The organism is Pseudomonas sp. AU12215 (assembly GCF_001675465.2).
GTDB classification, from domain to species: domain Bacteria; phylum Pseudomonadota; class Gammaproteobacteria; order Pseudomonadales; family Pseudomonadaceae; genus Pseudomonas; species Pseudomonas nitroreducens.
The window spans coordinates 17,104-29,352 of sequence record NZ_MACM02000038.1 but is presented as its reverse complement, the minus strand read 5'-3'; the positions used below and the strand labels follow the sequence as shown (position 1 = coordinate 29,352).

General features: G+C 63.9%; 10 protein-coding genes. 1 reads left to right on the top strand and 9 read right to left on the bottom strand.

The window, feature by feature from the left end:
• Positions 1 to 65: 65 nt before the first annotated feature.
• Positions 66 to 476: a GNAT family N-acetyltransferase gene (locus A9513_RS09775; protein WP_065084609.1), complete on the top strand. Its 411-nt coding sequence runs from the start codon at positions 66 to 68 to the stop codon at positions 474 to 476.
• A gap of 215 nt (positions 477 to 691) precedes the next feature.
• Here the strand turns inward: A9513_RS09775 and A9513_RS09770 are convergent, their stop codons facing one another.
• The 9 genes from A9513_RS09770 to A9513_RS09730 form a co-directional block, all read right to left on the bottom strand.
• The gene (locus A9513_RS09770; protein WP_065084608.1) at positions 692 to 1,549 is read right to left on the bottom strand and encodes a hypothetical protein; all 858 of its coding nucleotides are present in this window, start codon (positions 1,547 to 1,549) and stop codon (positions 692 to 694) included.
• 10 nt (positions 1,550 to 1,559) lie between these two features.
• Complete coding sequence (locus A9513_RS09765; protein ID WP_065084607.1) at positions 1,560 to 2,381, bottom strand: OmpA family protein; 822 nt, start codon at positions 2,379 to 2,381, stop codon at positions 1,560 to 1,562.
• A 50-nt stretch (positions 2,382 to 2,431) separates the two neighbouring features.
• Positions 2,432 to 6,121: a YadA-like family protein gene (locus A9513_RS34770; protein ID WP_083196079.1), complete on the bottom strand. Its 3,690-nt coding sequence runs from the start codon at positions 6,119 to 6,121 to the stop codon at positions 2,432 to 2,434.
• A 58-nt stretch (positions 6,122 to 6,179) separates the two neighbouring features.
• Positions 6,180 to 7,046 (bottom strand): hypothetical protein, encoded by an 867-nt coding sequence (locus A9513_RS09755; RefSeq protein WP_065084606.1) that lies wholly within the window; start codon positions 7,044 to 7,046, stop codon positions 6,180 to 6,182.
• 107 nt (positions 7,047 to 7,153) lie between these two features.
• Positions 7,154 to 8,758: a response regulator gene (locus A9513_RS09750; protein WP_065084605.1), complete on the bottom strand. Its 1,605-nt coding sequence runs from the start codon at positions 8,756 to 8,758 to the stop codon at positions 7,154 to 7,156.
• Positions 8,759 to 8,936: 178 nt separating this feature from the next.
• Positions 8,937 to 9,638: a carboxymuconolactone decarboxylase family protein gene (locus A9513_RS09745; RefSeq protein WP_240157891.1), complete on the bottom strand. Its 702-nt coding sequence runs from the start codon at positions 9,636 to 9,638 to the stop codon at positions 8,937 to 8,939.
• A 61-nt stretch (positions 9,639 to 9,699) separates the two neighbouring features.
• On the bottom strand, positions 9,700 to 10,197 hold the full coding sequence (locus A9513_RS09740; RefSeq protein ID WP_065084604.1) for a cupin domain-containing protein: 498 nt from the start codon (positions 10,195 to 10,197) through the stop codon (positions 9,700 to 9,702).
• Positions 10,198 to 10,232: 35 nt separating this feature from the next.
• Positions 10,233 to 11,252: an XdhC family protein gene (locus tag A9513_RS09735; protein WP_065084603.1), complete on the bottom strand. Its 1,020-nt coding sequence runs from the start codon at positions 11,250 to 11,252 to the stop codon at positions 10,233 to 10,235.
• Positions 11,253 to 11,267: 15 nt separating this feature from the next.
• Positions 11,268 to 12,023: a YkgJ family cysteine cluster protein gene (locus tag A9513_RS09730; protein WP_065084602.1), complete on the bottom strand. Its 756-nt coding sequence runs from the start codon at positions 12,021 to 12,023 to the stop codon at positions 11,268 to 11,270.
• Positions 12,024 to 12,249: the final 226 nt, after the last annotated feature.

Genomic DNA, 12,249 nt, shown 5'->3' with positions numbered 1-12,249 from the left:
CGCCTGACCGGCCCCGCTTGCATCTTGTGGAGTTATGGAAAGACAAGTCACAGGTGCGACTCGCCATGAGCAGTGACCTCGAATCGCTGATTGATCTGGACGCAATCGCCAAGCAGGAACAGAAGCGCCGGGCGCTCATCACGGAGGCGATATCGCTCGGACAATGCTGGGTCGCAGTGGATGTACGCGATTCGTCGGTGTTGCTGGGGTATGGCGTATTGAACGACTCGTTCTTTGAACAAGCCTTCATCCCGCTCATCGTGATAAGGGATTCAGCGCGACGCCAGGGAGTCGGATCCGCAATTCTCCGCGCGTTGGTGTCTCAGTGCGGGACGGCGAAACTGTCCACGTCGACGAATGCCTCGAATGCGCCAATGCGCAAGCTGCTGGGTAAGCTTGGTTTCACTGACAGTGGTCAGATCGAGAATCTGGATGAGGGCGATCCAGAGCTTGTGTTTGTGAAGCTCCGCTCCTGACATCGCTCCAGGAACGAAGACGACGAGCACGTCCTGAACCGTATGATTATTCCCGGCGTCTTTCGGCTGTGGATTCAAGCGGTCGGTTAGTCACGCATCTCATCCTTATCTACTCGGCGGCTACACAGAAGCTGGAAAAGAAATGACTCACGGCAAGGAGCGGGTGCTTCTCGCCGTGAGTTTGCGGCCGAGCTCGGCATGTTCGCGGCTGCCGACTAGTCCATGCGCTGGGTGACGGCTTCGGGGTAGTAGGCGATCTTCAGCATGCGGTGCTGCCCCATCAGCTGGCCCTCCCCATACCAGGTGATGTTGTCCTGGCGCAGGGTCATGCCATCGTTGCTGTACTCGTATTCCCCGCCATTGGAAGTGCCGAAGGCGAACCGCTGGCTATCCAGGCGCTTGATATCGAAACGAGTACCCGGCAAGGGCATCTGCTGCTTGACGCGTTGGAGGAACGCCGGTGCAAGCTCGGAGAACAGCTCGCGGGTGCGCGCCTGGTACTGGGCGTCGGTCAGGCCCGGGGTCTGCTGCAGATTGTCGGCGATCAGGCTGAAGTACTCGGCGTCGGTGCGGGCCAGGGCGATGCGCACCGCCATGACCTCGGCCAGCCGCGCCTGGTCGATCCGCAGCTTGCCATCGGCGCTCTTTCCTGCAGCGAGGAACTCGTTGCCGTCGACCTGGATCAGCGGCGCGGTCGCCAGGTAGGCGGCACAGGCGATCTGCTGCCCGGCACGATTGCCGCTGACCAGCAACGCGGTCACCCCGCCCTTCTTCTTCAGATTCTCGCTGTTTTCACCGCTGGCCGCGACGAAGCGATCGACCTCCGCCTGGCTGGTCTCGCCCCGGGCCAGGCCGCAGATATGCTGCGTCACCGCCGGATTGCGCTTGCCGTCCACCAGGGGCGTCATGCTGAACAGCGCGTTACGGATCACCGGCAGCGCTGGGTATTCCATCGTGCCGAGGGCCTTGGCGGGTGTGACGGTGGTTGACGCAGTCTGGTCGCTGCCCTTGCATCCGGACAGAAGGCAGAGCGGCAGGAGCATCGCGGTCAGCCATTTGCTGTGGGTAGTCATGGCTCGTTCCTCATTCTTGATGGGTTTGCGCTAGGCTGGCGCTGGATTCGACGACGACCCGGCGATCAGCGGCCAGGCAACGGATCAGCTGGGCGCGCGGCACATCCGGGCAGGCGGCAACCGGCTCGGCCGCGCCGACGCCACGTACCTGCATCAGCGCCGCCGGCACGCCGGCGGCGGCCAGGTAGTCGCGCACGGCCTCGGCGCGCTGGCGCGACAGGTCGAGGTTGTAGGCCGGCGATCCGAGGCGGTCGGTGTGTCCGGTAATGCTGATCCGTTGCGGATGCTGCGCCTTGAGCTGTGCAGCCAGGCGTCCGAGGCTGTCGCGGCCGGCGTCGCTCAGGCTGGCGCTACCGAAGGCGAAAGTCGCGTCGCTGGCCAGGGTGACGCGCTGCGCCGGTTGGACGGCGGGCTCGGCAACAGGCACGGGCTTGAGCTGGACGAGGCAGTCGGCGGGCAGGAACAGGAAACTCTGCGCCTGCATGTGCTTGTCGAACAACACCTTGTACTGGCAGACCAGGTCAGCCTGATTGGCACGACGGAAACGCAGGATGTAGTCCCACTCCCGTACGCCGAACAGGCCTTCGTTGAAGTGCGGGGCGCCGAGCAGCTCGTAGAGTTGCGCCTTCGCCATGCCCGGTTGAACCTTGAACAGGTTTTCCAGGTTCACGTAGCTACCCTGCGGACGATAGGAATCACCGATGGCGGGGAACTTCGGCGCACTGCTGTGGCCCTGCTGGTCGACCGTGCTGAGGTTGCCGCAGGCCGCCAGAAGCAGGCCGGCGCAGGCCATGGCCAGGGTACGTACGACGGGGGATTTGAAAGTGTTCATCTTGATCTCCTGGGGACGGCCCGGCCGAAGCCGGGCACGGATGGAAAAACTCACCACTGGTAACCGACACCGGCGGCAATGCCGGCATCGCCCTGAGTGCTGGAAGTGGCCTGCAGCTTGGTCACCCACTTGCCGTTGTCGGATATCCGCGAGACGCCGACGGCCAGCGCACCCTGTCCGCGGTAGTTGCCCAGGCCGACGGCGGCCATGCTCGCGCCTGGTACGTAGGGTTGCGGCAAGGTCGCCATGGCCATGGCCCCGGCGATGCCGGCGCTGAGGATGTCGTCCTGTTTCTTCAGATCGTGGCGCAGCGCGTTGTAGCGGGAGTCGGTGTAGTCGTAGAACTGGTTGGAGATGTCACCCATGCTCTGCTGCAACTGGCTGACGTTCACCGCATCGCTCGGCGCCGTGCCTGCGGCCACGTTGGTGATCTGCCGTTCGTTGCCGGCACTGCCGACGGACACGCTGTTGGCGCGATCGGCCGTCGAGTTCGCACCCAGCGCCACCGAGTTGTCTGCCCCAGCCTTGGCGCCATTGCCCAGTGCCGTGGCGTTCTGGCCGCTCGCCCGCGAACGGGTGCCGATGGCCGCGCTGTTGGCGCCGACAGCCTCGGCGCCGGCACCACCGGCAACCGAGTCAGCTCCGGTGGACTTCGGCTTGGGCAGGTGGCTGGTGTTGTTCACCTGGAACATGCCATCGGTGCCGTTCTGCACCTTGCTCAAGTCGCCCTCGACGTTGGTCACTCGGTTGTCGAGCTTGCTGACATTGGTCGTGACGTTGGCGACCTGGGTATTGACGTTCTGGATGGAGTCGTCGGTGTACTGCTTGGACTCGGCCACGGCGCCATCGAGCTGGCGCAGGTTGACCGCATCGGTGGCTTGCTTGCCATCGGCGACGTTGCTGAGGGTGCGGGTTTCACCGGTGGCGGCATTGCCCACCGAAACGGTGCCGACGCTGGCGTTGGCCGCGTTGGAGTACTTGCCGATGTAGCTTTCCGCGCCACGACCGTTGTCGCTGGCGCCTTGCCCCAGGGCCACACTGCCATCGGCGGCGGCACTGGCGCCCTCGCCCATGGCGACGGAGCCGTTGCCGCTGGACTGGGCGTTCGGGCCCACGGCGACGGAATCGGCACCACTGGCAACCGAGTCGGCCTTGGTCGAGTTGGCGTGGAAGTACTTGATGCCGCCACCATTGTTGATGCTGGTGATGCTGCCCTCGACGTTGGTGACGCGACCATCGATGTTGCTGACCTGGGCGTTGGTCTCGTTGAGCTGGGACATGTTCACCGCGTCGCTGTCGTTCTCGCCGCGAGCGACGTTGGTGATCCTGGTACCGCCATTTTTGGTCAGGCTGTTATAGGTTGGGCCGCCCAGGGTGATGCTGTCGTGGCTGCTGTTGTCGTACATCACCGCATCAGCCACTGCACCGCTGGTGATGGCCTTGAGCTGGGCGACGTTGACCGCATCGGTGTCGTCGGCACCGGCCGACAGGCCGGTCACGCGGCGGTCGCCGATGTTGACTTCACCGGTAGCGGTGCCACCCACCAGGTAGGCTTCGTGGCCTAGGGTGCTGCCGCCGGCTATGGAACCTGCACCCAGGGCGACGCTGCCGTCATGGCTGGCAATCGCGCCCATGCCGATGGCCACCGAGTCCACGCCAGAAGCGATCGAATCGGTGCCGGTGGAGTTGGCGTGGAAGTACTTGGTGCCGGTGTCGTAGATGTTGGTGACACGACCATCAAGGTTGGTGACGTCGCCTTCCACGTTCGTCACCCGGCCATCCAGGTTGGTGATCTTGTTGGTATTGGCATCCACCTGCTGGTTGGTCGCGTTCAGTTGCGAGCCGTTGACCGCGTCGGTCGAGTCAGCGCTGATGTCGCCTGCGGCTACGTGGGTGATCTTCTGCGCATCGCCCGAGCCATGGCTGGCATCGTAGGCACCCAGTGCATCGTTCCATTGCAGCGCATCCTGCTGCAGGCTGGTGATGTTGGTGGTGTTCTGGGTGACGCGGCCGTCGATGTGGGTAATGGCGTCCCCGACGTTGTTGACCGTCGTGCCATCGACGTAATAGGTCGGGGCGGAAATCGAACCGTCCGGGTTGACAGTCGAACCACCGCCCATGGCATTGGCGGTGGAGCTGGCCAGGCCATACAACTGGGAACCGTTGACCGCATCCAGGGACCTCGAGTTGACCGCACCGTTGGCCACATTGTTCAGTACCTGGGCGTTGCCGGGGTTCAGAGCATCGCCGCCGTCGGCGATCAGCGAGAGCTGGTCAGTGCCCGTGCGCTGCACCGGGCCGCTCGAACCGTTGTTGAGATTGTTTATGTTGTTGGTGACGTTGCTGATGTCGGTGGTGTTCTGCTCCACCTGCTGGTTGGTTGCATACAGCTGCGAACCATTGACCGCTTCGGACGAGCTCGCACTGACATCCCCTGGGGCGACATTGATGATCTTCCTGTAGCCGCCGTCTATGCCGTTGAAGGTCACGCTCGGACCACCATTGATGGTCAGGCCGTTGCCGTCGATCAGCGTATTGCCGGTGGTCACCGAGTTGAACACGGGGTCATCGGCCATCAGTAGTTGCAGGTTGCCGGCGCCATCCACTTCGGTCCGCAGGTTGTTGCCCGAGTAGTTGCCCGTTGTCCTGGCGGCACCCTGGATGACCATTGCCTCACCCAGCTTTTTCTCCACCGAACCGGCGTTGCCGACGAAGGTCAGCGGGGTATTGGCCAGGTCGTTGAGTTGCGAGACGTTCACCGCATCGCTGTCGTTCACGCCATTGGCCAGGTTGGTGATGGTAGTGCCGCCGGTGTGGGTGCTGTGGTCATAGGTGTTGCCACCCAGGGTCACGGTGTTGTGGCTACCGTCGTCATACATGACCCCGTCGGCGGTGGCACTGCCGACCAGGCCCTTGAGTTGCGCTACGTTGACCGCATCGCTGTCCTGGGTACCGGCGGCAAGGCCGGTGATCTGGCGGAATTTGCCGCTGGTGGCATCACCGACGGCCACGGCGCCCAGGGTACTGCCGGTGGCATTGATGGCGTCGGCCTGAGCCTGGGATGCACCTACAGGGATATAGCCGGCCACGCCGGCTTTGGTCTGGGCAATTGAGCCGGAACCGATCGCGACGCCATCCTGGGCTTGCGCCTGAGCACCGGTGCCCAGTGCCAACGCGTTCTGCTGGCTGGCCACTGCGTTGTTGCCGATGGCGACTGAATCTACGCCCGTAGCGCGAGTACCGGTGGGGTTACCCAGCGCATCGGTGCCTACGTTGCCGATTGCCAGGGAGTTGCTGCCGTCGATCTTGTTGTTCAGGCCGATGCGGCCACCGTTGACGTACAGCTCGTTGCCGAGAGTCAGCGAGTTGGTGCCGTCGGCCTGGCTACCGGTGCCGTAGAACAGCACGCGCCCGGTCTGGGTTGCCTTGTCGTTGGGCCTGCAGTTGGTGTTGTTGCCGTCGTACTTCCAGCCCATGTCGCCGCTGACGCCGGTGTCATGCACGAACACGCAGCCCGAGTCGTTGCTGTCGTTGACGTACAGGCCGGGATTACCGGCGATGGCCCGTTCCGTGGCGGAACCGGCGGCAGCCTCGGAATCCAGGCCATACAGGCCGCTCAGTGCGCCGAGGCTGAGGACGGCCAGTGCGCGCCCTCCCTTGCCGGCGTTGCGGGCGAATTCCGAAGCCACATGCCAGCAATGCTGAGCTTTGGACCAGACGACACGATAAATCCTGTTCATGAGGGGCTCCTTCCAGGGGGCAACCCTGGGACGGGTAGTGAAAATCCGGGGGAATGAATCAGCGCGAGGACAGCTGCAGGGCGCGGCTGGTCTGGATCAGCAGGGGGCGCTCCATTGCCGTGGGGCGGGACTGCTGAAGGGCTCGCTGGTAAGTGCGCAGCGCAGAGGCGTGGTCCTGGCGGACGTAATCGAGATAGGCGCCGGCAAACAGACCGGCTTCGGTACGCAGGTCGCGTTTCACCGCATCGGGGGCTTGCAGGGTGTCGATTTCGGCGAAGACCGCGGAAACGTCGGTCTTGCCCTGATACAGGGCCAGCAGTGCGCGCTGCTGCGCGGTGGCCGGCTGGATGGCGCGGGCCAGCTTCTGCACCTGTGCCTTGGTGGTTTCGGGTTTCACCCCGGCATCACTGGCGGTGCGAGCGGCCAGCCAGAGTTTCCAGAGCCCTGCATAGGCCTTCACCTGCGCATTGGCCGATTGCCGTTGCAGTTGACCGAAGGCCTTGCGCGATGATTCGAAGCGGCCGAGCTCGGCCAGGTTCACCGCAGCGGGGACGGCAATGACCGCCGCCTGGTTGCTACCCTTGAGGGCGTCGTAGAACTGCCGGGCGCGCATGTGACGGCCGCTGGCGTCTTCGATGAAGGCCTGCTCGGCCAGGGCGCGGGGGCCGCCCTGCCCTTGGGCGCCGGCCTGGCGGAGCAAGGCCTGGGCGGAGGCAAGGTCGCCTTCCAGCAACTGCTGATGGGCCAGCAGCACCAGGGGCTGGATCACTTCGCGGGCGGGGCTGGTCTGGGAAGTCGGAGCGGCTTTCTGCGGTGTGCTGGCCGGGGCGGCCAGGGCCGAACCGGTGACGAGCAGCAGGGCCAGCGGCAGCGCGGAAAGCACGCCGGGGCGGCGGGTAACGGAGGCGTTCGAGAAGCGGGTCATGGTGGCAACTCCTTAAAGTTTTCGAGTTGCACACATGCTATTAAGCGCTCCGCGCGAGCGAACTCAGAGTCCTCCGGGTACCGCCATCAGAGTTATTCCTCAATCGCTCAGGCCGGTCCTGCCTGGGGTAGCACCAGCTCGAACTCGATTTCAAGGCGCTCGTCATGGCGCCCGTGGGCGAAGCTGCCCTCCAGGTACTCCGCCATGCGTTTGCAGTGGTTGAGGTCGATGATGCTGTCCGGCGCGGCCCGGCCAGCCATTTCCAGGCGCGCGTGCACCTGCCCCTGCCCACGGACGCGCATCTCCAGGTGCATCAACGCCGGGTGGTCAACGTCGATACGCAAGAGACCGAGCGCGGTCGCCATCCATTCAGCGAATGCGCCAGTATCCAGCCAGACGCGCCGTGCATCGATGCGTTGAACCCCGAACAGTGTCTCCGGCTGCCCGACCAGGCAGCGACCGATGAGGGCCGGCAAATCGCAGGTCTCGGCGGCCGTGGCGACCGCCTCTTCCTGCAAACGGCACAGGCGCTGCAACCGCTCCAGGCGGAGAGTCAACGCAGATAGCCCAGGCGTGGCCGGGTGCAACCCGAGGGCGTCGATGCGCCCGGCCAACTCCTGCAATGACGCCTCGTAGAACTCCGCCTGTCGACGCCCTTGGGCCTCGGCGGCGAGCACCTGATCGCGCAGCGTCACCAGTTGCCCCTCGCTCTCGGTGACGTCCTGCAAACCGCCGAGGATTGCGCTGGCCCGCCCCTGGTTGTCACGGTACGGCACCATCCAGTAGTGCATGACCCTTGCCTCGCCGAATATTTCCACGCGCGTGGTGACCGCCATCGGCACGCCTTCACGGGCGACGCGGGCAAAACCGTCGGGAAGCGTCTTGCGCACGGCGGGAGGGAACCAGTGGGCATCGGCAAATCCCGAGCCCAGGGCCTCCTCGGCATTGATGCGGTAGTAGTCGAGGAATTTCTGGTTGCAGAACAGCAGTTGCCCCTCTGTCGATCGTACGAACATTGGGTTGGGAGCCGCGTCCACCAGATGGCGCAGCAGGCCCAGCTCCGCCGGAAGCGCAGTGGCCAGCCCGGCGCCCGCCGCAGGCTCGTGTCCGGCCAGCAGACCATTGCGCCGAGCCACTTCGGCCAGCTCGACGTTCGAGCTGACATGGAGTTTTTCCAACAAGTGAGCCTTGTAGGTGCTGACCGTCTTGAAGCTGATGCGCAGCTCTTCGGCGATACGCAGATTGGTCTTCCCTTCTGCGATCAGTTGCAGCACCGCCAACTCGCGCCGCGTCAGGCAATCCAGTTCGCTGCCTCCGCCCGGCTGCATGTGCTCGCGGGCAAAATGGCCGCGTCCCGCCAGGACGTCGGCAATCGCCTTGCGCAGGATCGCCATGTCCTCCTGCTTGCTGACGAAGCCGCTGGCGCCCGACTGGAAACACAGGGGGGCGAAGTGCGCGGCGTTCTGGCGGCTGTAGACCAGCACCTTCTGCGAGGCATCGCGCGCGCGCAGGCGGCGCAACAGGTCGAGCCCATCGGAGCCGGGCAGTGCGATCTCCAGGATCACCAGTTGCGGCTTGTACTCGCGCGTCAGAGTGAGCGCGGTGGGCACGTCGGCGGCTTCCTGCACCACCTCATGGCCCATGTCCTCCAACAGATCACGCAGTGCGCTACGCACGATCGGCGTGGCGTCGGCGAGCAGCACCGTAGCCATAGAGTCTTCCCTGTCAGCTCCTCAGGTGCTCAAAGCATAGGCAAATGCAGAAATCTATCGACCTCATGTATTGGCGTCCGCTTTGGGTCGGTAGTTGCCTCCCACCCTCGGCAGAAATCGGCCAGGAACAGACGTTGCGAGTATCCGATCCATCTTCCCGACTGTGTGCAACGCTCGGCTACTTGGCAGCAAGATGCAGTTCCAACGCCTCGCTTGCACGCCGCGATGCGTCGGCACTGACCTGCTCGGCCAGCACCCGGATCAGCTGACGGAGTTGCTGCGGCGTAACCCCCGTGTTCATGGCGATACGGATATGGGCCTGCAGTTGTGGCGCTACGCCCTCCAGTGCAGAGAGCATCGCCACGGTGGCAATTTCCCGACTTTGCCAGTCCAGGTTGTCACGCTCGAAGATGTCGCCGAAAAGATGCGTGCGCAGGTATTCATTGGCGACCGGCGCGAAGTCGAACAAAGCACCTTCCACCGGGGCGCCGGACAACCTGGTCTGGTTTGCGGTACCCGCCGCCAGAAGCTCATCCCCTTTGGGAATCGATTTGCCGGGTCCGCGCCCCGGTTGGTCCACGATTCCTTGCTGTTTGCGTGCCTGTACCACCTTCATCAACTCGCCCAGTGCATTCAGGCTTCGGGGAAAGCCTGCATAGGCGTACAGCTGGACCAGCACCTCGCGCGCCTCGCTGATGGTAAGCCCAGCATCCAGTCCCTGATTGATCGCACGGTTCAGAACAGCAATATCGCCCGCTGCCGCGAAGGCGGCGATGGGCACGATGCTTCGCTGGCGATCATCGAGCGTGTCACTGTGAGGGGTTGATGTGTCGTTCTCAGCCATGGATCGGCTCTCCTGTGCGGCCAGTATCTGTGTCATGACGCCCAGCGTATACACCAGGCCCAGGGCAACCCCGGGTGCGCGGGCCGCCCGGCGCGGGTCAGTCAGCCCGCTCGGCGTTGTATTGTTCATCGGTGACTTTCTCCATCCATTCGACATTCTTTCCATTCACCGAGCCAGTGACCGCCAGGTGGGTCATGGCGGTCCCCGGTGCGGCGCCATGCCAATGCTTGACGCCGGCCGGGCACCAGACCACATCGCCAGGGCGAATGACCTGAACCGGCTTGCCCCACTCCTGAGTGAGGCCGACCCCGGTAGTGACTAACAGCCGCTGCCCTGCCGGGTGGGTGTGCCATGCCGAACGGGCTCCGGGCTCGAAGGTCACCAGACCACCCGAGGCATTGATCTGATCGTCGGCAGGCCAGACCGGATCGATCCGCACGCGCCCGGTGAAGTACTGCTCCGGACCTGCCATTGACGCCTGCGTCCCGGCACGGCTGATCTGCTGCGTGTTTGCAGTTGCCGGCTCAGCAGCGCTGGCCACGGCAGCCTGCATGGCCGCTCCGCACAGGACGGCATCGACAATTTTCTTGCTCATGCTGGTCATCTCCGAAGATAGGTTTGCGTGATCGATCAGTCCCGGCGGCGCCGATCCTGCAGTTGCTTGGCATGGGATACTGCGAGTTCCGCAGGCAGAGCGACGGCGTTCTTGGCAGCGAGAACTTCCGCCATGACACTGACTGCGATTTCCGGCGGGGTCTTGCTGCCGATATAGATACCGATGGGCCCGCGCAGTCGTTGGAGCGACTCCTGCGTCTCGCCAAAATGCTCGATCAGACGAGCGCGCCGGCTTTCGCTGTTGCGCCGCGAGCCAATGGCCCCGATGTAGAACGCCGGGCCGCGCAGCGCCTCCAGCAAGGCCAGATCGTCCAGCTTCGGATCGTGGCTGAGCGCGATGACGCAACTGCGGACATCCGGCGCGAAAGCTCTGACGACGTCATCCGGCATGTCCTGAATGCGCTGCACACCAGCAACGCTCCAACTCTCCAGGTACTGCGGGCGAGGGTCGCAGAGGGTGACCTGGAACCCAGTGAACTGCGCCATCGTGGCGACGTACTCGGCCAGCGCGCCGGCGCCGATCAGCAACATGCGGTAGCCCGGGCCCAGCGTGCTGACCATCCGCCGGCCGTCGAAGATGAACTCATCCGGTGTTGCCGTGCTTTCGAGGCTCGTTCGCCCCGTCTCGATGTCCAGCTTGCGCCGCATCAGTTGCCCCTGATCGAGGCGCCCCAGCAGTTGTTGCAGAGCAGCCAGGTCGGGCTCGAACTCAAGGATCAGCTCCAGCGTGCCGCCACAAGGCAAGCCAAAACGGTGTGCTTCGTCAGCGCTCACGCCGTAGCGAACCAGCTGGGGGCGAGCTTGTGGCAACCCTGCTCCACCGTAGGCAGTGGTATGGCGATGAATGAGGTCATCCTCGATGCATCCGCCCGACACGCTGCCTACAACGCGGCCGTCGTTGCGCAGGGCCATCATCGAGCCCACCGGCCGCGGAGAAGAACCCCAGGTTCGCGCCACCGTCACCAGCATCACGCGCTCGCCCGCGGCCAGCCAGTCACGGGCGGTTCGCAGGACCAACAGATCGATACTCTCCATCCAGGCTCCGTAACCTCATTGCCCAGCCGGCACAAAAACGTGCTCGCCGGCGGTGTCGTTCAATCGGATTCCCCGGCGCTGCAGTGAGTCCTCCAACGCCGTCCCCTGCACCTGTACGGTCCACTGCGAAGCGATGACCGACCGCTGCGCCACGGCGGAATAGGCTTCGACTAGACGTTGCCGCTCTGGCAGATAAAGAGTCAGCCCATTGCCTTTCCAACCCGCAACCGAATAACCCAAGGCCTGGCAGATGGACAGCTTCGATGCCGCATCGCGTCGATCCGCCTCGCGCGAATCCTCGATCAACGTCGCGAACTCGGGATTTACACGGCGGTCGGTGGCTATCAGCACCTCACTGTCGGCGCTGCTCCAGGATTCCGGCGGACAATCCTTCGCCGAGGGGTTCAACTGGATGAAAGGATTGATCTCCATCGGATAGATCCGGCAAACCAAGGGCCGCTCCGCATAGATTGAACAACGGTTATTTGCGCCCAGGTTAGGACACTGTGGCTGCGCCACGCCGGCGAATATGGCGATGACATTGAGGTCTGCATATCCCGACCGGCCGATGCCAGCGCGACCACTGTCATGGGCGTAGCGTGGTTCATGGCTTCGCGCGGGCTCGACCAGGAATGCCTCGAGCAAGATCCCCACCTCCCCACCCCGGGCAAGCCAGGCAAAGGCTTCGTCCTGGGTCAGCGGTACGAATCGGCCACGGCAGCAGGCACCGCATCCCACGCAGGCGAATTTCACTGCGCCGGCACCATACATACGACAGCTCCCGCGAGCAGCACGCTCGTATTCCCGACCATGACGCGGCGGTGCCTTATATGAAGCGGATTGCCCACGTGGGCGGCGCCACCCTTGACATGCATGGAGTTGAATATTCCTCACTTCAAGAAGGCTATTGTCTTGGCAGGCGCGGCTGATTCAGCACCCAATTCGCTGGATTACTTGCCTGATCCTCTGAGCGTGCAAATTTTGGCTATTGGAAAGG

What these genes read in the sequence shown, in the direction of transcription:
- A9513_RS09775 (WP_065084609.1), top strand. Translation starts at nt 66, where the DNA reads ATGAGCAGTGACCTCGAATCGCTGATTGATCTGGACGCAATCGCCAAG.
- A9513_RS09770 (WP_065084608.1), bottom strand. Translation starts at nt 1,549, where the DNA reads ATGACTACCCACAGCAAATGGCTGACCGCGATGCTCCTGCCGCTCTGC.
- A9513_RS09765 (WP_065084607.1), bottom strand. Translation starts at nt 2,381, where the DNA reads ATGAACACTTTCAAATCCCCCGTCGTACGTACCCTGGCCATGGCCTGC.
- A9513_RS34770 (WP_083196079.1), bottom strand. Translation starts at nt 6,121, where the DNA reads ATGAACAGGATTTATCGTGTCGTCTGGTCCAAAGCTCAGCATTGCTGG.
- A9513_RS09755 (WP_065084606.1), bottom strand. Translation starts at nt 7,046, where the DNA reads ATGACCCGCTTCTCGAACGCCTCCGTTACCCGCCGCCCCGGCGTGCTT.
- A9513_RS09750 (WP_065084605.1), bottom strand. Translation starts at nt 8,758, where the DNA reads ATGGCTACGGTGCTGCTCGCCGACGCCACGCCGATCGTGCGTAGCGCA.
- A9513_RS09745 (WP_240157891.1), bottom strand. Translation starts at nt 9,638, where the DNA reads ATGACACAGATACTGGCCGCACAGGAGAGCCGATCCATGGCTGAGAAC.
- A9513_RS09740 (WP_065084604.1), bottom strand. Translation starts at nt 10,197, where the DNA reads ATGAGCAAGAAAATTGTCGATGCCGTCCTGTGCGGAGCGGCCATGCAG.
- A9513_RS09735 (WP_065084603.1), bottom strand. Translation starts at nt 11,252, where the DNA reads ATGGAGAGTATCGATCTGTTGGTCCTGCGAACCGCCCGTGACTGGCTG.
- A9513_RS09730 (WP_065084602.1), bottom strand. Translation starts at nt 12,023, where the DNA reads ATGTATGGTGCCGGCGCAGTGAAATTCGCCTGCGTGGGATGCGGTGCC.